The organism is Salegentibacter holothuriorum, from assembly GCF_900168045.1.
Taxonomy (GTDB): domain Bacteria; phylum Bacteroidota; class Bacteroidia; order Flavobacteriales; family Flavobacteriaceae; genus Salegentibacter; species Salegentibacter holothuriorum.
In genome coordinates this window covers 161,038-182,505 of sequence record NZ_FUYY01000001.1, presented here as the reverse complement: position 1 = coordinate 182,505, position 21,468 = coordinate 161,038, and the positions used below count along the sequence as shown (strand labels likewise).

Sequence of the window (21,468 nt, the reverse complement as noted above, 5' to 3'; positions counted from 1 at the left end):
GTCATTCTGAATTTATTTCAGAATCTAAGCCCTTGGAATTTAAAGGAGTCCTCACAGGTTTTTAAAACCTGTGAGGACTTTTTATAAAATCAATTTCTTAGTTGAATCAATTTTCAGCAAACTCCACACAAACGGGAGACATTACTTCAATAGGAAGTAAATGGTCCTCTAGTTCACCGGTATTTGAGTTCACCTTAAAATTACTGATTGTTGAAGTATCCTGATTAGCTGCATACAGGAATTTCCCACCTGGAGAAATCGCAAAATTTCTTGGGGTTTCCCCCTTTGTTGGATAGTGACCAATCACACTTAATTTTCCTGAATCTTCATTTATCTTAAAAGCTACAATGCTATTATGCCCACGATTAGAAGCATATAAAAATTTTCCCGATGGATGCACATGAATATCTGCACCAGAATTGTTTCCTTTAAAAGCTTCAGGTAGACTTGAAATATTTTGAATAATTTCCAGGTTGCCATTTTCTTCAATATCAAAAACGCTTATGGTAGAGTTAATCTCGTTTAGGGAAAACGCGAAGTTATTATCTTTAGAAAAATCAAAGTGTCTGGGCCCTGAATTTTCCTTTAATTGAACAAAATATTTTTCTTTAGGGCTTAATTTTCCTGTTTGTTCATCAAAATTATATATCCATATTTTATCGTTTCCAAGATCAGAAATATAAGCTGTTTTATTATCAGAAGAAATTGAAACCGAATGAGCATTGGAGTCTTCTGCATTTTCAAGTTGAAGCTTTTGTTGTTTTTGAAGATTCCCTCCCTTATCTCTTTTATAAACCATCACAACCCCTCCTAAATAATTGGAAACAAAAATATAGTCGCCAGTCTTATCCAATTCAATATGGCAGGGTGCAAAACTTTCAGTAGAAATTTTGCCAAGCTCTTTCAGGCTATTGTCTTTATTTATTTTATAGGAATAAATAAAAACCGAATCTACATTCCCACTTCCCAATTCGCTTACTGCATAAAGATTTTTTCCATCTTTAGAAACTTTAACAAAACTGGGATTAGTAATTTCAGCGACGGTATTTTTGGGTTGTAAACTTCCATTTTCTGGATCCTGCATCGCTAAGAATATTCCTTTAGCTTTGCCATCTACGTGCCCCTCCTTTTTAGTATAAGTTCCAATATAAACAGGAACCTCAGTTTTTTGCGCCGTGCAGCTTGCAGTTAAGATCAAGGCAAGCGTAATTAAAGTAAATCGTATCATATTTTTAATTGAGTTATAGCCATTTTTTTCGTTTAAAATAAAAGATCATCAATAGAAAAATTGCAATCATTATTCCCCAAAGTACAAAGTAGCTATATTCCCATTGTAGCTCTGGCATATATTGAAAATTCATTCCGTAAATTCCTGCGATAAAAGTAAGTGGGATAAAAATTGAGGCCATTATAGTTAAAACCTTCATTACCTCGTTCATTTTATTGCTAATAGTAGTCATATACATATCCATAAGCCCCCAGGCCATTTCTCTATAGAGATCTATATTTTCTGAAACTTGTAATATATGGTCATGCAGGTCGTTGATATAATTTCTTGTTCGGCTTTTTATAAGCTCATTTTCCATTTTCTGAAACCTAAAAATAACTTCTTTTAGAGGAAACACGGCCCTTCTAACTCTTAAAATAGATCTTTTAAGGTCTTGAATTTCATAGGTAATATCATCACTAGGCTGACTTTCAAAAAGCTGCTCTTCCAGGGCCTCCACTTTTTCGCTTAACTCGTCTACCACTAGAAAGTAATGATCTACAATAGCATCTAACAACGCAAATACAAGATAGTCTGATCCATTACTTCGTATACGCCCGTAAGATTTTTCAAGCCTACCCCGAACTCCATCAAAAACATCTCCTCCTGCTTCTTGAAATGTTAGTACATAATTATTACCCAAAACAAAACTTATATGCTCATTAACCAATTTTCCATCCTGGTGATATAACATTTTTGCCACTATAAATAGATAATCTTCATACTCATCTATCTTTGGACGCTGCGTTGTATTTACAATATCTTCAATAATTAGAGGATGGAGATCGTAATACTTTCCAAGTTTTTCAATTTCGGCTGTATTACTTAAGCCATCTATATTAAACCAGGTAATGCGATCTTCTGCTTCAAATTTAAAAGCATCTTCGGTAGTGGAAGAAGTAAGTTTTTCGAAGTTGTTTTTATTATAATCTATTACTTCAAGCTTAGTTTCGCCAGATTCTTTTCTTCCTACATAAGTTACCGTTCCCGGAGGTTGGTTTACAGACTTCATTTTAGGCCTGCGCAAACTTTGGGTTAGTTTTTTTACCATATATATACTTTATAGGCCTAAAGGTAGTAAAGTTTTGTTTTTTAGAAATATTTTAAAAATTGATGAGCTAATTGCATAACAGCGAATAAGAAAAAAGCCTATATGATAAATAAAGTTTCATTACCGTGAATTATCTAAAAAACTGAGTTTCATCATATCTACATCGCTAAAATGGTAATAGTTTTATTAATATGTACTATACAGCTCTCTACAAAGAAAGAATACTATGAAAAAAACACGTCTTGACATCTACCTTCTGCTTCCAATCAAGAATTTTATAGAGAAAAAAACATCTGTAGGTTTAGTGCTTATTTTTTCGGCCTTACTAGCCATGATAGTGGCCAATTCTCCTTTAGCTGACGCTTATCATAATCTTTGGAAGCAGTACATTCATTTAGGAATTAATGACTTTATAATAAGAAAAAATTTATTGCATTGGATTAACGACGGACTTATGTCTATCTTCTTTTTTATGATTGGTCTTGAGCTTAAACGGGAAATTCTGCAGGGTGAACTTTCAAGTATTAAAAAATCTATGCTTCCTATAGGAGCTGCAATTGGTGGTATGCTTTTTCCCGCACTTATTTTTTTTTACTTTAATAATGGATTGGATTCTGTGTCGGGTTGGGGAATTCCTATGGCTACAGATATCGCTTTTGCCCTCGGGATTCTTTATCTTCTTGGAGATCGGGTTCCATTACCTCTAAAAGTGTTTTTAACCGCTATTGCCATAGTAGATGACCTTGGCGCGGTGCTGGTAATCGCATTTTTCTATACATCAGATATTTCTATACAAAGCCTCGCTATTGCCGGAGTTTTTATTTTGATCCTGGCTGCCGCCAATTTAATTGGAATTAGAAATACACTTTTTTATGCTGTAATGGGAATTGGTGGTTTATGGCTGGCAATTTTACTTTCAGGAGTTCACGCTACTATCGCGGCAGTTTTAGCAGCCTTCGCAATCCCGAATACCAAAAAAATTAACACCCCTTTATTCCTTAGAAAATCTAAACTTTTGGGTTATGAAATCCAGGAAGAATTTAGAAATAGAAAAAAGAATCCCAAAGAATCTGAAGAGCATATTACACTTACCATAGAAAAATTCTCTTCCTTAACCGAAGATGCCACTCCCCCACTGCAACGCCTGGAACATGCACTCCATCCATTTGTGAGCTTTGTGATACTGCCATTATTTGCATTTGCCAATGCAGGGGTTAGCCTTGGAGAAACCTCTTTTGACTCAGTTGTAAGTCCGGTAATGCTTGGTGTTGTTGGTGGACTCATTTTCGGAAAATTTATTGGAGTGGTTTTATTCTCAAAACTAATGGTCTGGTTTAAAATTGCAGCACTTCCACAAAAAGTAAAATGGAAACACGTTTATGGTATTGGCTTTCTTGCGGCAATTGGATTCACCATGTCGCTATTTATTACAGACCTCGCTTTTGAGAACGAAAACTATATGTCTCAGGCAAAAATTGGAATATTGTTAGCTTCTTTAATGGCAGGATTAACTGGTTACTTTTATTTGCGAAAAATCGGTAATGGAAATTAGTTGAGTTAAATCTGATCCCTATCATATTAAATAAATACAATTTCACGAAATTTGCAGCTAAAATTTGGTAAGTATGACCAGCTGCTTTCACTGTGGTGAAGAATGTAAAGATGAACACCTTGTTTTTCAGGAAAAGGATTTCTGTTGCCATGGGTGTAAAACCGTTTATGAAATATTAAACGAAAGCGATCTTACTTATTATTATGACCTTCAGGAAAAACCAGGAATTTCTCCAGCTGCTTCAGAGGGTAAATTCGATTTTCTGGACAATCCAGAAATAGCTGAAAAGCTTTTAGAATTCAATGAAAATAACACTCAAATTGCAAATTTCCTGGTGCCTTCTATGCACTGTAGTTCCTGTATTTGGGTTTTAGAAAATCTTGGAAAACTTAACAAAGGAGTAAAATCGGCCCAGGTAGATTTTCCGAAGAAAACAGTTCGAATAAGTTTTTCTTCAGAAAAAATAAGTCTTAAAGAATTGGTTTACCTACTAAGTAGAATTGGCTACGAACCCTATATTTCCCTGAAAGATTATGACGAAAAGGATCATAATATAAACCGAAGCCTAATCTATAAGCTTGGTGTTGCCGGATTTGCTTTTGGAAACGTAATGTTTCTTTCTTTCCCCGAATATTTTGAAGTGAAAGAGTTCTGGCTGGATCAATTTAAATATTTATTCCGCTGGTTAATGTTCGCTTTTTCATTACCGGTGGTTTTTTATTCGGGATCAGATTATTTTATTTCAGCATTTAAAGGTTTAAGAGCTAAAATCTTAAATATAGACGTACCTATTGCTTTAGGAATTGCCGTGCTTTTTATAAGAAGTACTACAGAAATTCTCTTAGATCTGGGAACCGGCTTTTTTGATAGTCTTACTGGCCTGGTGTTCTTTCTGCTTCTAGGGAAGTTTTTTCAGCAAAAAACCTATTCCTACCTGTCTTTTGAGAGGGATTATAAGTCCTATTTCCCAATGGCGGTAACGCGTATAACAAAGAATAACGCTAATGAAACTGTAGAGGAACAGGTACAGGTTTATAATATAAAAACTGGAGATCGCATTTTAATAAGAAATGGCGAATTAATTCCAATAGATGCTGTTTTAATGAAAGGCCAGGCAAGCATAGATTACAGTTTTGTAACCGGGGAAGCCGAAGCCGTTAGAAAAGAATCTGGTGAAACCCTTTATGCCGGAGGAAGGCAGCAGGGTGGTATCCTTGAAATTGAAGCCATAAAGGCCATAGACCAAAGTTATCTTACTAAACTTTGGAGTAATGAAGTTTTTGATAAAGACAAAAAAGGGCATTTTCAGACGTTAATCAATCAAATTAGTAAACGATTTACCACCGGAGTTTTAAGTATTGCCTTTTTAGCAACTTTGTTTTGGCTGGTTTATGATCCATCCAAGGCCTTAAATGTGTTTACCGCGGTATTAATTATTGCCTGCCCATGTGCTATAGCTCTCGCAACGCCATTTACTCTTGGAAATTTACTTCGCATCTTCGGAAGAAATAAATTCTACTTAAAAGAAGCCGGTGTTATTGAGCAAATTGCAAAAATAGATTGTGTTGTTTTTGATAAAACCGGAACAATTACTTCAAATAGAAAAACCGAGGTTTTCTATGAAGGCCTAAAGCTTAATGCTGAAGAACAAAGTTTGTTAACCAGTAGTTTAAGAGCATCAGGGCATCCTTTAAGCAGGCAGCTCTACCAAATCCTGGATAAAAACAACATTAAGAGTTTAGATGAATTTCATGAACATACCGGAAAAGGAATTAGTTCTGAAAGTAACGGTAGTAAGATGAAAATTGGTTCTGAAACTTTTGTAAAAGATAATCCTACTGAAACCAAAGAGCTAAACAAAACCACGGTACATATAAGTAGTAATAAAGAATATAAAGGTTGCTATGTTTTTAAAAATTCTTATCGCGAAGGCCTTGCAAAACTTTTTAAGGACCTGGGTGAAAACAAACAACTCTTTATACTTTCTGGAGATAATGATGGTGAAAAGGAAAGGCTGGAAAATATGCTACCTTTAAATACCAAATTTTACTTCAATCAAAAACCAGACGATAAGCTCAATTTTATAAAAAAGCTTCAGCAAGAAGGTAAATCGGTTATGATGATTGGCGACGGACTCAACGATGCGGGGGCACTTGCCCAAAGTGATGTTGGAATTGCTATTTCAGAAAATATTAACGTTTTCTCCCCGGCTTGTGATGGTATTCTGGAAGCTTCAAACCTAACCCGGTTAAACAAGTATTTTCAACTTTCAGCAAAAGGAATAAAAATAATTAAATGGAGCTTCGCACTAAGTCTATGCTATAACGTGGTAGGCCTTGCATTTGCTGTAACCGGTAATTTAATGCCGGTAATTGCAGCCATACTAATGCCGCTAAGTTCTATTAGTATTGTTGCTTTTTCAACCCTGGCAACAAACCTTGCGGGAAAAAAAATTAAGACTGTATTAGGGTAAAACTGATTTAAATCATATTTTAGATTTTAACACAGTTTTAAGTTTGCAAATAATTCAATTTATATGAACATCATTTACCTCTTACTAGCTTTAAGTGTACTGGTAGCTCTCATCTTTTTTGTCGCTTTTATTTTTTCTGTTAAAAAAGGACAATATGATGATGTCTACACCCCATCGGTAAGAATGTTATTTGACGACGAATTAGTAAAACCAAAATCAGATAAATCCAATTCCACCAAAAACAAGAAATCTAATTAACTATGGAAGTAGAACAGTTTCATTACGATAATAAAATCGTAAAAAAGTTTACTATGGCTACCCTTTTCTGGGGTATAGTAGGGATGAGTGTAGGGCTGCTGCTCGCCTTTATGTTTTTATTCCCTAACATAACCGATGGAATTCCATGGTTAAGTTTTGGTCGTTTAAGACCATTGCACACCAATGCGGTGATTTTTGCCTTTGTTGGGAATGCTATTTTTGCCGGAGTATACTACTCTACCCAGCGTTTGCTGAAAGCCCGGATGTATAGCGATTTCTTAAGTAATTTCAACTTTTGGGGATGGCAGGCTATAATTGTAGCAGCAGCGATCACGCTGCCTATGGGTTTTACCAGTTCTAAAGAGTATGCCGAACTGGAATGGCCAATAGATATTGCTATTGCTTTGGTTTGGGTTGCTTTTGGAGCCAACCTAATTGGTACCATGATTAAAAGAAGGCAACGTCACTTATATGTAGCTATCTGGTTTTACCTGGCAACATTCGTAACCGTAGCTGTACTGCATATTGTAAATAATATTGAAATTCCTGTTACTGCTTTTAAAAGTTACTCTTTTTACTCTGGTGTTCAGGATGCTTTAGTACAGTGGTGGTATGGTCACAATGCGGTGGCATTTTTCCTTACTACTCCGTTTTTAGGTTTAATGTATTATTTTGTTCCAAAAGCAGCTAATAGACCGGTTTATTCTTATAGACTTTCTATTATCCACTTTTGGTCCCTTATCTTTATTTATATCTGGGCTGGCCCACACCACTTATTATATTCAACTTTACCAGATTGGGCGCAAAACCTTGGTGTAGCTTTTTCTGTAATGCTATTGTTTCCATCCTGGGGTGGTATGATTAACGGACTATTAACCTTGCGTGGTGCCTGGGATAAAGTACGTACAGATCCTGTTCTTAAGTTTTTTGTAGTGGCTATTACCGGTTACGGGATGGCAACTTTTGAAGGTCCAATGCTTTCCCTTAAAAACGTTAATGCTATTGCTCACTTTAGTGACTGGATTATTGCTCACGTACACGTTGGGGCACTTGCGTGGAATGGTTTCTTAACCTTTGGTATGGTTTACTGGCTGGTACCAAGATTATTTAAAACAAAGCTATATTCAAATAAACTGGCAAACGTTCATTTCTGGATAGGGACACTTGGTATTATTATTTATACCCTTCCAATGTACGTTGCAGGATTTGTTCAGGCTTCTATGTGGAAACAATTTAATCCTGACGGAACACTTACCTACGGAAACTTTTTGGAAACTGTAAGTTCAATTATCCCAATGTACTGGATGCGTGCTATTGGAGGTACTTTATATATTGTAGGAGCTTTTATTTTACTTTATAATATTGTAAAAACTGTTAGACAGGGAAGTGAAGTTGAAGACGAGTTAGCTGAAGCTGCTCCACTTCAAAAAGTAACCCGTAAGAGAACAGCAGGAGAAGCTTATCACTCCTGGTTAGAAAGAAGGCCGGTAAAACTTACCATCTTCGCAACTATCGCTATTTTAATTGGTGGTATAGTGCAAATTGTGCCCTCGTTAATGGTAGATGAGTATGTGCCGGTAATTTCCAGTGTAAAACCATATACTCCATTAGAACTTGAAGGTCGGGATATTTATATCCGGGAAGGATGTGTGGGTTGCCACTCACAAATGATTAGGCCATTTAGAAGTGAAGTAGAACGCTATGGTGAATATTCCAAAGCCGGAGAATATGTTTACGACTATCCTTTCTTATGGGGTAGTAAACGTACCGGGCCAGACCTTATGAGAGTAGGTGGAAAATATTCTGACAACTGGCATCTAAACCATATGTATGATCCGCAAAGTACTTCTGCCGGTTCTATTATGCCAGCTTATAAATGGATCATTACAGATGAACTTGACAAAAGCGATACAGAGGCGAAAATGGAAGCTCTAAGCACCCTTGGCGTACCATATACTCCAGAGGAAATTGAAAATGCTCAACAATGGATGACAGAACAGGGAACTCAAATTGAGAAAAACCTATATGCCGATCCAGATTTTGTTGAAACCTACGAAGCCGAAAAAGAATTCGCCGCTAAAAACGGTGAGGAATTCATAGAAATGCGAAACCGTGAAATTGTAGCACTTATCGCCTATCTACAAAGACTGGGGACAGACATTAAAGCTAAAGATGTAGAAGTTTCAAACACTAAAACCAACTAAGCATGTTTAAATTCGTAAAAGGACATATGGAAAGCATAGACGGGGTGATGATCTACCCGCTAATTTCCTTACTCATATTCTTCATCTTTTTTGTAGTGCTTTTTCTGTGGGTAATTACCGCAAAAAAGAAAGATATAGAAGAAGTAAGCAAATTACCCTTAGATACTAACCAGGAAAATCAGGAATTATGAAAACGACATCATATTTGAGAATAGCAGGGTTTCTAATCCTTGCCTTGGTTTTAATAGAATTAACCATAGAAACAGAAAGTGGGTGGGCAATTGAGCAATATCCGGTTATTTGGGGCATTCTTGCAGTGGTACTGGTTATCGCAATTGCTATAGAAGTTTCCATTTCGGCTTTAGAAAATATGGTTTTTCGAAGTTTAAAACCAGACGCACAAGAACGCTACACTAAGCTTAAAGCTGAAGATTCAGAAAAACAATTTTCAGGGATAAAGCAGTGGTATAGAAAGATGCTGAACCAGAAACCTATAGAAAAGGAAGAAGAAATTCTTTTGGATCATAATTATGATGGAATTAAGGAGTTGGATAACGACCTTCCTGCATGGTGGTTATATGGTTTTTACATCAGTATTATCTTTGCTTTCGTCTATATGGGTTACTACCACATTTTTGATGGAGAAACGCAAACAGAAGAATATCTTGCTGAAGTTGCTATTGCGAAAGAGGAGATTGAAGCTTATAAAAAAGCGAATCCAGATCTTATAGATGCTTCTTCTGTAGAACTATTAACCGAAGCTTCAGATCTTGAAGCTGGAGAGCAAATATTTATGACCAGCTGTATGGCTTGTCACCGCGCAGATGGTGGTGGAAGTATTGGCCCTAACCTTACCGATGATCACTGGATTCTTGGAGGTGGAATAGGCAATGTTTTCCAAACAGTATCTGAAGGAGGTCGTGATGGAAAAGGAATGGTTGCCTGGAAATCTGAATTAAGTGCCCAGGAAATTGCTCAAGTGTCTAGTTATGTGATAAGCCTTGAAGGAACCAATCCTGCAGATCCTAAAGCACCAGAAGGTGAAGTTTGGGTAGCCGAAACAGAATAAATTACCTGGCGAAAGGCCACGAGACATTGAAAGAAAAATTTTTAGGTTTCGAGGCAAACCTCGGAGTATTAAATATCGAGTAAAAAAAGAAGGTTTTGGAAAATAAGGAAAAATTCAGGGATAAAATAGCCACGGCAGACGACGAGGGTAAAAGACTATGGGTTTTTCCTAAGAAACCTTCAGGGAAATTTTACGAGTATAGAAAATACGTAAGTTATGTATTGCTCATTTTACTTTTTGCCGCTCCATTTGTAAAAATAAACGGCAACCAGTTTATGATGTTCAATATTCTGGAAAGGCGTTTTAATATTTTTGGTTTTCCTTTCTGGCCACAAGACTTTCATATTTTTGTGATTATGATGGTAATTGGGGTGGTTTTTATCATTCTTTTTACCGTAGCCTTTGGAAGGATTTTTTGCGGTTGGCTTTGTCCACAAACCATTTTTATGGAAATGGTCTTCCGCCGAATTGAATACTGGATTGAAGGAGATCGTGGAAAACAAATACGTTTAGAAAAACAGAAATGGGATGCTGAAAAAATAAGGAAACGTTCCCTGAAATGGTTCATATTCTTTATCATTTCGTTTCTAATCGCAAATGTTTTTCTAGCCTATTTAATGGGTAGTGATCGTCTTATACAATATGTAACCGATGGCCCCCTTAACCACTTGAGTACCTTTATCTCATTGTTGATATTTACAGCGGTCTTTTATTTTGTATTCGCCTGGTTTAGAGAACAGGTTTGTGTCATTGCCTGCCCGTATGGAAGGCTGCAAGGTGTACTATTGGATAATAAATCTATAGTTGTTGCCTATGATCATAAACGTGGGGAAAAAGAAAAAGGAAGAGCAAAGTTTAAAAAGAACGAAGATAGAGCAGCAACTGGAAAAGGTGATTGTATAGACTGTTTTCAATGTGTACATGTTTGCCCAACAGGAATAGATATTAGAAATGGTACACAACTGGAATGCATAAACTGTACCGCCTGTATAGACGCCTGTGATGATATGATGGAGGCCGTAGACCTCCCAAAGGGCTTAATTCGTTATGCCAGCGAGGAAAATATAGAAAAGAAAGCAAAATTCAAGTTTACTCCAAGGCTAAAAGGCTATAGTATTGTTTTAGGAATTCTAACCGCTGTGTTGGTAGGAATGCTATTTATAAGGAGTGAAGTAGAAGCAAGAATTCTAAGATTACCCGGGCAATTATACGAAAAGAAAGCCGATAATATTATTAGTAATGTTTTTACCTATAAACTGGTAAATAAAACTACAGCAGATTTTGAAAATATTGAATTTAGGCTGTTATCCCACCAGGGAGAAATAAAACCGGTTAAACAATCAAATATTATGGTGCCGGGACAGGAATTATCTGAAGGTACACTGTTTATAGAAATACATACTGCTGCGTTGGAAGATGACAAAGAAAAACTAAAGATTGGTATTTATAGTGGCGATCGTTTAATAGAAACTACGAGCACTATTTTTATGGGGCCTCGTAGTTTTAACTAACCTAGCATTAACCTGGACGCTAACACCTAATTATAAATTTAATTATCCCAATTTTGGGTAAAAGAAGATAGCTATGAAAATAAACTGGGGAACAGGAATTGTAATTGGAATGTTGCTTTTTATTAGCTTCATTATGTTTTTGGTGATAAATATGCTTACCGATAAAAAGTTTAATCACGATTTGGTTACTGAAGAATATTACAAGAAGGAATTACATTATCAAGAGGAAATTAATGCGGAAACCAATGCTTTTTCGTTGGAAGAAAATATTACAGATAGAAGGGTAAAAGACGGTTGGGTAATAGAATTCCCGAAAAACCTTGAGCTTGCTAAAATTTCAGGAAATCTTAATTTTTATCGTCCTTCCAATGAAAACTTAGACTTTAATATTCCGTTAGAGCTAACCTCTCATAAGATATTTATTAAAGACGAAAAGTTAGTAGATGGTAGATGGAATATCAATATTCACTGGGAATACGAAGAAACACCTTATTTGTATAAAAACGAAATTGTTTATTAAATGTTGATTTCGGCATTAATATTTGGACTGCTTGGAAGTTTTCATTGTGTGGGAATGTGTGGTCCTATAGCATTTTTATTGCCGGTAGATCACAAAAATAATATTAGAAAACTAGGGCAGATCTCACTTTATCATTTTGGGAGATTAAGCTCTTATGCCATCATCGGACTTTTATTTGGGCTGCTCGGTAAAAGTTTTAGTCTCTTTGGGCTTCAGCAACAACTATCTATACTGGTGGGAGCTTTAATGATTTTGGTAATTCTGCTTCCGTATAAAAAATTCAGTAAGTACAACGGTTCAAAACCTATTTTTAAAATTGTTTCAAAAGTGAAGAGTAATCTTGGTAAGCAATTGAAAAGAAAATCACCCGATACTTTTTATACCATAGGTTTTTTAAATGGATTTTTACCCTGTGGGCTTGTTTATATGGCAGTCTTTGGAGCCATAGCTTCGGGTACAGCCCTTGAAGGCAGCTTATATATGGCGATTTTTGGACTTGGGACCATCCCTTTAATGACAACAGCAATCTATTTAGGGAATTTTATAAATCTTAATATAAGGTCTAAAATTAGAAAAGCAGTTCCTGTTTTTGTGATTATTATGGGACTACTATTTATACTTAGAGGAATGGGGCTTGGAATCCCATACCTCTCCCCTATGGAAATAACTCCAGAAATTACTGCAACACAAAGTTGTCACTAACCAAAAAACACTTATTATGAAATTATTAAATACAATTGCGTTGGTAAATTGGGAAATGGGAAGTTTTCTTATTGCTATTTTCGGCGTTGTTTGCGTCGGCCTGGTGCTTATCGTTTTAAATATGATAAACAGCGGAAAGGATAAAGACTAAAGTTTCTGCTTTTATCTTAAAAGCAAAAAATAAAAAAGTCCGTTTGGAAATTTTCCCCACGGACTTTTTACTTCGGTTTTAACACTTAAATTAAACCGTCATTGAAAAAAGTTGAGTGTTTGGCTTCTTCGCCTGCATTTTTAAATCAAAAGCCATACATATATTACGCACAAAAGGTCTTCCTTTTTCTGGAATCGTTAATCCGGTGTCAGAGAAGCTTACAAGTCCGTCTGCCTCCATTTCCTGAAGCTTGACAAGTACCTCTGGTAATTCCCTGAAATAATCTTCTTTAGCTGCCCAGTTGGTTTCCAAATGGCACATTAAATTAAGAATGTGTTTTCGTATAATCAGGTCTTTTTCATTTAAAATATGACCACGAAAAACAGGAATAATTCCGTCGGAAATAAGATCTTGGTAAGCTTCTACAGATTTTTCATTCTGGGCAAAACCATACCAGCTATCACTTATGGCAGAAACCCCTAAACCAATCATAGAAGCACCCGAAGATGTAGTATATCCCATAAAGTTTCTATGCAATTTCTTTTCTTCTAAAGCTTTGTATAAAGAATCGGTTTTAAGGGCAAAGTGATCCATTCCAATTTCTACATAACCGGCGGCTTCCAGCATTTGCTTTCCTACTTCATACATTTCCCGCTTTTCATCACCAGCAGGAAGATCTGAATCTTTAAAGCCACGCTGGCCGTTTCCTTTTATCCAGGGTACGTGTGCATAGCTGTAAAAAGCAATACGATCTGGCATTAATAGTTTTGTTTTTTCTATAGTTTCAATGATATCATTTTTAGTTTGAAATGGTAAACCAAAGATAATATCATGCCCCACAGAGGTGAAACCGGCTTCCCGGGATTCTTCTGTAGCGCTTTTTACATTTTCAAAAGGCTGAATTCTATGAATTGCTTTTTGCACTTTTTCGCTATAATCCTGCACGCCATAGCTTACACGTTTAAAGCCCAATTCTGCAAACATTTTTAAATGGGCTTTAGTAGTATTGTTAGGATGGCCTTCAAAACTTAATTCCGTATCACAATCCCGATTGGCTTTTCGGAATAGCATATTCAGTAAAAATTTAAGATTTTCTGGAGCAAAAAAAGTGGGTGTTCCCCCACCAAGATGCAATTCCCTAATGGTCGGCTTTTCGCCAAGAATTTCCAGGTAAAGCTCCCATTCCCGCAACAGGGTTTCTATGTATGGAGACTCTACTTCATGTTTTTTTGTAATTCGCTTATTGCATCCACAAAAAGTACATAGACTCTCACAAAAAGGCAAATGAATATAAAGACTTATTTCTTTATTTTCACTAAAACTGCGCTTTAAACTTTCCTTCCAGGCAGTCAAAGAAAAGCTATCTTCTTCCCAGTAAGGCACGGTTGGGTAACTTGTATACCTTGGTCCCGGCACATTATATTTACTTATTAGATTTAATGACATATAAGGTCTGAATTTCTACAAAAATATTTCAGTTTATTTCAAAATAATATGAGGAAGATCAGGTTCTTAAGAATCTTGTTTAAGTTGTAATTTCCAGAGGAAGTATCTCTTCTTATTAAGATATGAGGTACCAAATGTTTAGGCTCTTGTTATATAAACGTAAACTATCTCGGGGTAAGCCCACGAGGCATTCGTGAAAAAAAATAATTTGGAGGCAAGCCTCGGGGTATTATACCCTTTGGCGGTGCCAATAAAAACTAAGAACAGATGCTAATACTTCGTCCGGATTCACTCTAAGATTTATCGTGAATTGCTATACTTAATTTAATGATTGGAGAACTTTTTCTATCTTCAATGATTCTAACCAACAAACTAACCAATGAATAAAGCACAAAAGACTTTGCTTTTTCCTTTAGTTATACTTTTAGTAGGTGCTTATTTCCTTTTCCTGGGTTTAGCAGAGGCAAAGGGTTTTTTAGCTCCCCTGGTAACAGCAATAATTCTAGCACTATTACTAATTCCATTAGGTAATTTAATTGAGCATAAGCTTAATCGCACTTTTTCTTCCCTTTTAAGTACTATCTTATTATTTCTGTTTTCAATTGGGGTTTTTGTACTGCTCTCATTTCAAATTAAAAGCTTTGTAGACGATTGGGATAAAATAAAAGAAACAATGGCGCCAAAAATAGAGCAGTTACAAAGCTATGCTTATGAGCATACGGCCTTAAGCAGTAAAGACCTTGAGAATTATAAAAATAATAATAATAATAATATCCAAAGGCTGATAACTTCCAGCGGAAATTCAGGAGAAAAAGCTTTCAATTTTATTAATTCGGTAACCAGTTTTATCAGTAATTATTTACTCACATTCATTTATATATTTTTTCTACTCAATTATAGAAAGCGTTTTAAAACTTTTATTCTAAAGTTATTTTCAAATCAGCGCAAACAGGAAGTAAAACAAATTATCAATGAAACAGCGCGGGTAGCCCAATTTTATTTAAGAGGAAAACTAATCTTAATTGTTATTCTTTCTATTCTGTATAGCATTGGTTTGGGTATTTCTGGCGTGAATAATTTTATTTTAATCGCAGTAATTGCCGCTTTCTTAACCTTAATTCCCTTCATAGGAAATATTATAGGAATGGGACTTGCTTTAATTTTTGGCTATCTCACCCAGGGTGAAACCAGTATTTTAATTGGAGTTATTCTAACTTTTACCATAGTACAATTCATTGAAAGTTATGTTTTAGAACCTTTTATTGTGGGAGATAAGGTAGATATTCATCCATTCTTTGTAATCCTTGCCATTATTCTGGGAAACATGATCTGGGGTATTATGGGTATGATTTTGGCTATTCCTGTGTTAGGTATTATAAATGTAATCTTTAATCATATTCCGTCTTTAAAGGCCTTTGGATATCTATTAAGCACAGATAACTCAAGTGAGGATTAACCACTTTAAAAATGCAAAACCGTATAGCAAATCAATTTGAAGGATTTATAAACACGCCTCCACTATGGAAGAAAGATTTTCAGGGAATTCAACAATTTGAACTATCAGAAATAATTAATCCTTTACAAAAACCTATAGCAGAAGACCTACCTTCCCTTTCCTCTAATTTTGTAATGGGCAAGCGTGTAGAACGATTTTTTGAATGGATTATTCGGCAAAATCAAGACTACAAATTGCTGGCAGAAAATAAGCAGGTTAGTCGGGATAAAATTACACTTGGTGAACTTGATTTTTTACTAAAAGATCTTATAAAAAAACAAGTGTATCACGTAGAAATGGTTTACAAATTCTACGTTTACGATCCATCTTTTTCTAAGGAAACACAGCGTTGGATTGGGCCAAACAGAAAAGACAGTCTATTACAAAAAACTGAAAAATTAAAGAAAAAACAGTTTCCGCTACTTTTTAAGCCTGAAACAAAAGGTCTCCTAAAATCCCTAAATTTAAATGCAAAAGAAACTCTTCAACAAACCTGTTTTAAGGCAAATCTATTTGTTCCCAGAGAACTTCAGGATCAAGAGTATTCAGAAATAAACAATGATTGTATAGCCGGTAGCTGGCTTCATTTTAAAGACTTTAAAATCTCCAGTTACAAGAATTTTGAATATTATGCACCCAAAAAACAAGATTGGCCCATACTACCAAAGTACGGCGAAACCTGGTTTAGCCATTTAGAAATAATTGATCAAATAGAGATGTTGTTTGAAAGCAAAAAAGCGCCATTAATATGGATAAAAAAACCTGGGAATACTTATGAACGTTTATTTGTAGTTTGGTGGTAATAAATATGGTTTAAAATTACCGGCTAAATGCAAGCAACTATCTAGATTATTTAAATCTCGATTATGGAGTAAAAGTGTATTATTCCCTTTAAATTTGCTGTCCAATAAACCACACTTTTTCCAATGGACCAAAACACAAGTGAAGCGATAAAAGCCTCCTGGCTTAGCATTTTTGGAAATGCCTTGTTAGCAATCGCAAAATTTGTAACCGGAATATTCGGGAATTCTTATGCGCTTATCGCTGATGCTATAGAATCTACAACTGATGTTTTCTCATCGTTCCTTGTTTTACTGGGGCTCAAATATTCCAGTAGACCACCAGATGAAAATCATCCTTACGGTCACGGAAAAGCCGAACCGCTTATGACCTTTGCGGTAGTGGGATTTTTAGTGGTTTCAGCAACCGTAATTGCTTATGAGAGTATTCAGCATATACAAACTCCACATAAAGTTCCGGAACCTTACACCCTTATTGTACTTGGAGCGATTGTTATCATTAAAGAATATTTTTATAGAAAAGTTTCTAAAAAAGGTAATGAAACCAACAGTACTTCATTGAAGGCTGATGCATGGCATCACCGCAGCGATGCTATTACTTCCTTAATGGCTTTTATAGGAATCTCTATCGCTCTTTTTATGGGAAAGGGCTATGAAACCGCAGACGATTGGGCTGCACTATTTGCTTCGGGGTTTATTATTTATAATGCCTACCTCATTCTACGGCCTGCTTTAGGTGAAGTAATGGACGAGCATATGTATGATGATATGATTGCCGATATTCGTAAAGTTAGTTTTAATGTTCCCGGAGTTTTGGATACAGAAAAATGTTATGTTCGCAAAACCGGAATGATCTATCACGTAGATCTTCATATTATTGTTAATGCCGAAATTAGCGTTAAAGAGGGACACGATATTGCGCATCATGTAAAGAATGAACTTCTTGCCCACTTTCCAGAAATCTTTGACGTTCTTATTCACGTAGAACCCAACGTGTAAATTTAGTTTAGCCTCTTAAGAAAGTTTTAGCGTTAAAGCCCTGCTAAACCTCATTGGAATCCAGTAAAATCAACTTATATTAATTAGTGAATTAACCAAAACAATGAAATTATGAGTTTGATAAATGAAAAGGATTTGGAAAAATTAATGAATGTACAGGATAAAACCTGTGTTTCTATATTTATTCCTACCCAACGTGCCGGGAAGGAAGTCTTAGAGGAAAAGAATAAAACACATCTAAAATCTCTTTGGAAAGAAGTTGGAACCCAGCTTAAAGAAAAAGGTGTCTCAGAAGAAAAAATTGCGAAAATAGAAAAACCTATTGAAGCTTTAGTCAATGATAAATCTTTTTGGCGACACCAAAGCGACGGACTCGCAATTTTTGCGGCAGAAGATTTCTTTGAAAAATATACACTTCCGGTAAATTTTGAGGCGCATACGTACATTTCCGAAGAGTTTTATATTAAACCGCTAGTACCTATGTTTAATAAAGACAGCCGTTTTTATTTGCTGGCGCTTCAGCTAGAAGACGTAACGCTTTATGAAGCTACAAGCTATAGTATAGGAAAAGTTGAAGTAGATGATCTGATTCCTTCCCAACTAGAAGAACGAGTAGGCTTTGACTATAAACAAAAACATCTGGATTTTAAAACGCAAAATTCCGGCGGGGAAAATACCATTTTCCACGGTCACGGTGGCGCCAGTGATGAAGTTAGAAAAGAAGAAATCTTGAAATACTTTAGAGCTATAGATAAGGGACTGGATACGGTACTACACGATGAAAAGGTACCTTTGGTAATTGCTACACAAGATTATTTATTCCCTATTTATGAAAAAGTAAATACTTATAATCATTTAATTAAAAAAGTGATTCCGGGAAACCCGTCAGATACCGATATATTTGGTTTGCACGAAAAAGCACTGCAAGTCTTAGAACCTGAAATGGAAAAGACGAAAAGAGAAAAAACGAAGAAATTTAATGAACTGAATAATACCGATAATACCGGTGCTTCAGTAACCGATATTCTTCCTGCAGTCCAACAGGGAAAAGTAGACACACTATTTTTGGAAAACCGAAGTGAAATTTGGGGAACTTATAATAAAGATAATATGAATGTAACCATTCACGATAATCAGCAAAACAGCAATTATTCGTTAATGAATTGGGCGGCAAAAGAAGTCTTAAAACAAGGAGGAAAAGTGTTTCTTATTCCCGAAGCACAAATGCCAGATAAAAAGTCAAAAATGAATGCACTTTATCGCTTTAACTAGGGAACAACTTATTTAGTGAATTTTAGTGTCGATTATAAGGGAAACTAAGTGAAATATCAAAAAAGGAAAAGACGGTTCGTAAGCCGTCTTTTTTATGCAAAAAAAGTATCTTTACTCGATAATCGAGATTAAATGCTCCGAGGCTTGCCTCGAAATCAAATTATATTTTCCAATAATAATAATGCTTCATGAGCTTGCTCTGGAGTAGTTTACTTTAAATAACAGATTCTATGGAAACCAACCTAGCGGTACTAATTGATGGCGATAATATCCCATCGGCATATATTAAAGAAATGATGGAAGAGATTGCTAAATATGGCAATCCAACTATTAAAAGAATTTATGGCGACTGGACAAAACCTCATTTGGTAAAATGGAAAAATGTATTGCTGGAAAACGCTATTAATCCCATTCAGCAATATGGATACACCCAGGGAAAAAATGCAACAGATTCGGCCATGATCATTGATGCGATGGATATTTTATATTCAGATAAAGTAGATGGATTTTGCCTGGTTTCAAGTGATAGTGATTTTACCAGATTGGCAACAAGGCTACGTGAAGCAGGAAAAAATGTTATTGGTATTGGTGAAAAGAAAACCCCAGAGCCATTTATTGTAGCTTGTGACCGGTTTATTTACATTGAAATTTTAAAGAATACAGATAAAGAGGATAGCGATCAAACCAACGGGAAGGGCGGAAAAACCTCCAAAAAGAAAAACGTTGATAAAATTACCCCAAAAGTTGTTCGCCTTATTTCACAAACTATTTCAGACGTTGCAGATGAAGATGGCTGGGCATTCCTGGGAGACGTAGGAAGTTTACTTCAGAAAAAACAACCTAATTTTGATGCTCGTAATTACGGATTTCAGAAATTAACTCCAATGATTCACTCAATAGACAAATTTGAAATTGAATCACGTACGAACCAAAATAGCAAGTTTAAGCTTATATACGTTAAAAATAAAGACTAGTTGAAAAGATAAAATGAGGCTGTCTGAAAAGGTTTTAAAACCGTCATCCTGAATTTATTTCAGGATCTAATATACTGATAGTTAAAAACATATTTGAAGCTGAAATAAATTCAGCTTGACGAAAATAGAATTTTCAAATAGCCTCATTAATTTTATGCTTGTTAAGAGCTAAAATCTAATGCCTTTTTTCTAAAACTTCGGCGATATCTTTTAAAGAATATCCCTTTGCTTTTAGCAATATCAGGTAATGAAAAAGTAAATCGGCGCTTTCGTTTAAGAACAAGTCCTCATTGTCATCTTTGGCTTCAATTACTGTTTCAACAGCTTCCTCACCAACTTTCTGAGCTATCTTATTCATTCCGGCATCAAAAAGCGAAACCACATAAGAATTCTTATCTTCTCGCAATTCAGGCTCAACCTCGCTCATCCTTTTTCGTTTGGCGATTATTCCCTCCAGTTGAGAAAGAAATCCGAAATTAGGCTCATTATCCTCTGCCCAGCAAGTGTCTGTTCCTTTGTGGCAGGTAGGACCTTCAGGATTAACAGAAATGAGTAAGGTATCATTATCGCAATCATTTTTAATGTTTACCAAATGCAAATAATTTCCACTTTCTTCACCTTTGGTCCATAAGCGGTTTTTGGTTCTGCTAAAAAAAGTAACTTTCTTGGTTTCATTGGTTTTCAAAAATGCTTCCTCATTCATATATCCCAGCATCAATACATTTTTAGTTGATGCATCCTGTATAATCGCTGGTACAAGTCCGTCGGTATTTTTATTAAAATCGATATTCATATTTATTTTCTTTATAAATGTCATCCTGAATTTATTTTCAGTGCCTGCCCCGATTTTTATCAGGGATCTAATAATTATTTCAAACGAGTTAGAAGCTGAAACAAGTTCAGCTTGACGAAAAGCTTGTTTCTCTATTCTATCTTCTATTCTCTTTTTTCTCTTTTCTTCAGTCTTAAAGCCTAACTTCCACTCCATTTCTACGGAGTTCTTCTTTTAAATCTTTAATCTCGATTTCTTTAAAATGAAAAACACTGGCTGCAAGTGCCGCATCAGCTTTTCCTTCTATAAAAGTATCGCAAAAATGCTGCATATTTCCAGCACCACCTGAAGCGATTATTGGAATATTTAATTCTGAAGATAAAACTGCAAGGGCTTTATTGGCAAAGCCTTCTTTGGTTCCATCGTTATTCATAGAAGTAAATAAAATCTCCCCCGCACCACGCTCTTCAACCTCTTTAGCCCATTGAAATAAATTGATATCAGTAGGTACTTTTCCTCCAACCAAATGCACAAGCCACTCTCCGTTCACTTGTTTGGCGTCAATTGCCACGGTTATACATTGGCTCCCAAATTTAGCAGCAAGCTCGTTAATTAGGTCAGGGTTTTTGAATGCTGAAGAGTTTATTGAAACTTTATCGGCACCATTTTGAAGTAAAATATCTACGTCTTCTACTGATGATATTCCACCACCAACTGTAAACGGAATATTTACTTTTTCGGCAACCCGTCTCACTAAATTTGCCAGGGTTTTTCGTTTCTCTTCCGTAGCCGAAATATCAAGAAAAACCAATTCATCTGCACCTGATTTTGCGTAGATCTCTGCCAGTTCCACAGGATCACCGGCATCGCGTAAATCTATAAAATTTACGCCCTTAACGGTTCTTCCGTCTTTAATATCCAGGCAGGGTATAATTCGTTTTGTAAGCATTTT

At 35.7% G+C, this 21,468-nt stretch carries 20 protein-coding genes; 15 read left to right on the top strand and 5 right to left on the bottom strand.

Translation table 11 applies throughout. The features are described 5' to 3' along the window. Positions 1–106: 106 nt before the first annotated feature. Both B5X51_RS00840 and corA read right to left on the bottom strand, forming a co-directional pair. Entirely contained in the window at positions 107–1,228 is a 1,122-nt protein-coding gene (locus B5X51_RS00840) for a lactonase family protein (RefSeq protein ID WP_079718973.1), read from the bottom strand. A 13-nt stretch (positions 1,229–1,241) separates the two neighbouring features. Then, on the bottom strand, positions 1,242–2,318 hold the full coding sequence (corA, locus tag B5X51_RS00835; RefSeq protein WP_079718972.1) for a magnesium/cobalt transporter CorA: 1,077 nt from the start codon (positions 2,316–2,318) through the stop codon (positions 1,242–1,244). Positions 2,319–2,544: 226 nt separating this feature from the next. Here corA and nhaA point away from each other — a divergent pair, with 226 nt between their 5' ends. The 10 genes from nhaA (at position 2,545) to B5X51_RS16045 (ending at position 12,758) form a co-directional block, all read left to right on the top strand. Continuing rightward, positions 2,545–3,870 (top strand): Na+/H+ antiporter NhaA, encoded by a 1,326-nt coding sequence (gene nhaA / locus B5X51_RS00830; protein ID WP_079718971.1) that lies wholly within the window; start codon positions 2,545–2,547, stop codon positions 3,868–3,870. Positions 3,871–3,943: 73 nt separating this feature from the next. Then, positions 3,944–6,343, top strand: coding sequence for a heavy metal translocating P-type ATPase (locus tag B5X51_RS00825; RefSeq protein WP_079718970.1), 2,400 nt, complete (start codon positions 3,944–3,946; stop codon positions 6,341–6,343). Between the two features lie 63 nt (positions 6,344–6,406). Continuing rightward, positions 6,407–6,601 (top strand): cbb3-type cytochrome oxidase assembly protein CcoS, encoded by a 195-nt coding sequence (gene ccoS / locus B5X51_RS00820; protein ID WP_079718969.1) that lies wholly within the window; start codon positions 6,407–6,409, stop codon positions 6,599–6,601. A 2-nt stretch (positions 6,602–6,603) separates the two neighbouring features. Beyond that, a complete protein-coding gene (gene ccoN / locus B5X51_RS00815) occupies positions 6,604–8,805 on the top strand; it encodes a cytochrome-c oxidase, cbb3-type subunit I (protein ID WP_079718968.1) in 2,202 nt (733 codons plus the stop codon). 2 nt (positions 8,806–8,807) lie between these two features. Next, positions 8,808–8,996, top strand: a complete 189-nt coding sequence (locus tag B5X51_RS00810) for a cytochrome C oxidase subunit IV (protein WP_079718967.1) — start codon at positions 8,808–8,810, stop codon at positions 8,994–8,996. Then, a complete protein-coding gene (locus B5X51_RS00805; RefSeq protein ID WP_079718966.1) occupies positions 8,993–9,874 on the top strand; it encodes a cbb3-type cytochrome c oxidase N-terminal domain-containing protein in 882 nt (293 codons plus the stop codon). Before B5X51_RS00810 ends, B5X51_RS00805 begins: the two co-directional genes overlap by 4 nt. A 95-nt stretch (positions 9,875–9,969) precedes the next feature. Next, complete coding sequence (gene ccoG, locus B5X51_RS00800; RefSeq protein WP_079718965.1) at positions 9,970–11,385, top strand: cytochrome c oxidase accessory protein CcoG; 1,416 nt, start codon at positions 9,970–9,972, stop codon at positions 11,383–11,385. A 73-nt stretch (positions 11,386–11,458) separates the two neighbouring features. Next, entirely contained in the window at positions 11,459–11,905 is a 447-nt protein-coding gene (locus B5X51_RS00795) for a FixH family protein (RefSeq protein WP_079718964.1), read from the top strand. Further along, the gene (locus B5X51_RS00790) at positions 11,906–12,607 is read left to right on the top strand and encodes a sulfite exporter TauE/SafE family protein (protein ID WP_079718963.1); all 702 of its coding nucleotides are present in this window, start codon (positions 11,906–11,908) and stop codon (positions 12,605–12,607) included. A gap of 16 nt (positions 12,608–12,623) precedes the next feature. After that, positions 12,624–12,758 (top strand): hypothetical protein, encoded by a 135-nt coding sequence (locus B5X51_RS16045; RefSeq protein WP_262506394.1) that lies wholly within the window; start codon positions 12,624–12,626, stop codon positions 12,756–12,758. 90 nt (positions 12,759–12,848) lie between these two features. On the opposite strand, the gene hemN is transcribed toward B5X51_RS16045, so the two are convergent. Beyond that, complete coding sequence (hemN, locus tag B5X51_RS00785) at positions 12,849–14,204, bottom strand: oxygen-independent coproporphyrinogen III oxidase (protein ID WP_079718962.1); 1,356 nt, start codon at positions 14,202–14,204, stop codon at positions 12,849–12,851. 379 nt (positions 14,205–14,583) lie between these two features. Between hemN and B5X51_RS00780 the strand changes: the two genes are divergently transcribed. From B5X51_RS00780 to B5X51_RS00760, 5 genes are all read left to right on the top strand, one after another. Further along, positions 14,584–15,660, top strand: a complete 1,077-nt coding sequence (locus tag B5X51_RS00780) for an AI-2E family transporter (protein WP_079718961.1) — start codon at positions 14,584–14,586, stop codon at positions 15,658–15,660. A gap of 11 nt (positions 15,661–15,671) precedes the next feature. After that, complete coding sequence (locus B5X51_RS00775) at positions 15,672–16,502, top strand: DUF1853 family protein (protein WP_079718960.1); 831 nt, start codon at positions 15,672–15,674, stop codon at positions 16,500–16,502. Positions 16,503–16,625: 123 nt separating this feature from the next. After that, entirely contained in the window at positions 16,626–17,498 is an 873-nt protein-coding gene (locus B5X51_RS00770) for a cation diffusion facilitator family transporter (RefSeq protein ID WP_079718959.1), read from the top strand. Between the two features lie 111 nt (positions 17,499–17,609). After that, positions 17,610–18,770 (top strand): baeRF7 domain-containing protein, encoded by a 1,161-nt coding sequence (locus B5X51_RS00765; protein WP_079718958.1) that lies wholly within the window; start codon positions 17,610–17,612, stop codon positions 18,768–18,770. A 230-nt stretch (positions 18,771–19,000) separates the two neighbouring features. Beyond that, on the top strand, positions 19,001–19,744 hold the full coding sequence (locus B5X51_RS00760) for an NYN domain-containing protein (protein ID WP_079718957.1): 744 nt from the start codon (positions 19,001–19,003) through the stop codon (positions 19,742–19,744). Between the two features lie 175 nt (positions 19,745–19,919). Here the strand turns inward: B5X51_RS00760 and hisIE are convergent, their stop codons facing one another. Next, positions 19,920–20,537 carry a bifunctional phosphoribosyl-AMP cyclohydrolase/phosphoribosyl-ATP diphosphatase HisIE gene (gene hisIE, locus B5X51_RS00755; protein ID WP_079719651.1) on the bottom strand — a complete coding sequence of 206 codons (618 nt, stop codon included), beginning with the start codon at positions 20,535–20,537 and terminating at the stop codon, positions 19,920–19,922. A 172-nt stretch (positions 20,538–20,709) separates the two neighbouring features. Next, a complete protein-coding gene (gene hisF, locus B5X51_RS00750) occupies positions 20,710–21,465 on the bottom strand; it encodes an imidazole glycerol phosphate synthase subunit HisF (protein WP_079718956.1) in 756 nt (251 codons plus the stop codon). Between the last annotated feature and the right edge of the window lie 3 nt (positions 21,466–21,468).